The following is a 2,088-nucleotide window of genomic DNA, read 5'->3' on the forward strand; positions in this document are numbered from 1 at the left end:
AATAGAAATCAATAAGATTAATTAAAAAAAGAGATACATATATAGAGAGTTAACATTTGGGGAGGAAAATATGAAAAAGCAAATCATTACAGCTACGACAGCAGTTGTTTTAGGATCGACGTTATTTGCAGGAGCGGCATCTGCACAAAGCATTAAGGTGAAAAAAGGCGACACGTTATGGGATCTTTCAAGAAAATACGACACAACGATCAGTAAAATTAAATCAGAGAACCACCTTCGTTCAGACATTATTTATGTGGGACAAACTTTATCGATTAACGGCAAATCTACAAGTTCAAAAAGCAGCAGTTCTTCTTCCTCTTCTTCTACATACAAAGTAAAGAGCGGGGACAGCCTTTGGAAAATTTCAAAAAAATACGGCATGACAATCAATGAACTGAAGAAGCTGAATGGCTTAAAATCAGATTTGCTTCGTGTTGGACAAGTCCTGAAACTGAAAGGTTCAACTAGTTCAAGCAGCTCCAGCTCATCAAAAGTGTCATCGTCTTCAACTTCTACTTATAAAGTGAAGAGCGGAGACAGCCTTTCTAAAATTGCGAGCAAATACGGCACTACGGTTAGCAAATTAAAAAGCTTAAACGGCTTAAAATCAGATGTAATCTATGTCAACCAAGTATTGAAGGTGAAAGGAACAAGCACAAGCAGCTCAAAACCTGCTTCATCTTCATCGTCTTCAAGCAGCAAAACGTCATCTACATCACTTAATGTGAGCAAGCTGGTTTCTGATGCAAAAGCGTTAGTCGGAACGCCATATAAATGGGGCGGAACGACAACTTCCGGCTTTGACTGCAGCGGATTCATTTGGTACGTACTGAATAAACAAACAAGTGTGGGCAGAACAAGCACTGCAGGATACTGGAGTTCTATGAAGAGCATTGCCAGCCCGTCTGTTGGTGATTTCGTCTTCTTCACAACATATAAATCCGGCCCTTCTCACATGGGGATTTACATTGGAAACAACAATTTCATTCATGCAGGATCTGACGGCGTACAAATCAGCAGCCTGAACAACAGCTACTGGAAGCCTCGTTACCTCGGTGCGAAAAGATTCTAATTTTTAGAGAAAACCCGTTCATTGGAACGGGTTTTTTTCATTAGACGGAGCACAGGTGTTTTGGTTGCTCCTAAAAATGAAAATGTGATAAAAAATCCAAGAATTTTTTTTCTTTCTTATTTTCATAAAGGGCAATCGCGTAAGCGCCGGCATAGGGCAGCTGTACAGACTGATAAGGAATTCTGATCATCTGTTTCTCTGCTAACTCACGCTTTACTGTAGATAAAGGCAGAAATGAAACTCCGAGTCCTTCCTTGATAAACCGTTTCGTTATATGTGTTTGAGTGACCTTCATTGTTCTCACAAATGGAAATGTCATTCTGACTTGACGGAGCAAGTCGTCCCAGTAATCAGGGTGATTGTGGGTCAAAAGCAGGTATTGTTCGAGCACCTCTTTGGCATCAATTTCGTTGTCTTCTATGAAACGCTTATCGGGCGGGGCAACAAGGACGACAGGGTCTTTGTATAAGCAGTGGCAGCTTAAAGAAGAAGACTGTACCTTTAAACAGCTTAGTCCGATATCTGCTTCCCCGGCTTTAATCAGTGACGCGATTTCCGCTGATTCGAAAATCGTAACCGCCATTTCTGTTTCCGTATTCATTGCTGTGTACCGTTTCATGACAGAAGGAAGCACAGTATCTGCAATAAGCGGAGAAACCGCGAGCTGTAAGGTTTGAGAGTAGCCTTGTCTCACTCTGTGAAGCTCTGCCATGCTGTTTTCATAATCATCAAGAAGCCTGAGCGCATACGGCAAATACGCCCTGCCTTCATCAGTCAGCTGGATTTGCCTGCCTTTACGCTCGAACAGCTTGCAGCTGATTTCTTTTTCTAATTGCTTGATATGTACGGTCACAGTGGGCTGAGATAAGAAAAGCGTTTCCGCCGTTTTTCGGAAGTTTTCATATTTTGCAGCGGTCACAAAGGTGTGAAGCCATTTGAAATCCATTTCTATTCTCCCTCTGAATAATATTTTTAATTAATTCCCTTTAAAATATTCATTATTTTTTAAATAT

General features: G+C 40.9%; 2 protein-coding genes. One reads left to right on the plus strand and one right to left on the minus strand.

Going from position 1 to position 2,088, the window contains the following annotated elements; genetic code table 11:
* The first annotated feature begins 70 nt into the window (after positions 1–70).
* Positions 71–1,075, plus strand: a complete 1,005-nt coding sequence (lytE, locus tag RAC86_RS38100) for a peptidoglycan endopeptidase LytE (protein WP_072175834.1) — start codon at positions 71–73, stop codon at positions 1,073–1,075.
* Between the two features lie 70 nt (positions 1,076–1,145).
* Here lytE and citR read toward each other — a convergent pair whose 3' ends face one another.
* Positions 1,146–2,021, minus strand: coding sequence for a transcriptional regulator CitR (gene citR, locus RAC86_RS38105; protein WP_003233357.1), 876 nt, complete (start codon positions 2,019–2,021; stop codon positions 1,146–1,148).
* Positions 2,022–2,088: the final 67 nt, after the last annotated feature.

This window comes from Bacillus sp. LR_5, from assembly GCF_042709275.1.

Excerpts from the sequence above, each read along its gene's own strand:
- citR (WP_003233357.1), bottom strand. The coding sequence starts at position 2,021 with ATGGATTTCAAATGGCTTCACACCTTTGTGACCGCTGCAAAATATGAA.
- lytE (WP_072175834.1), top strand. The coding sequence starts at position 71 with ATGAAAAAGCAAATCATTACAGCTACGACAGCAGTTGTTTTAGGATCG.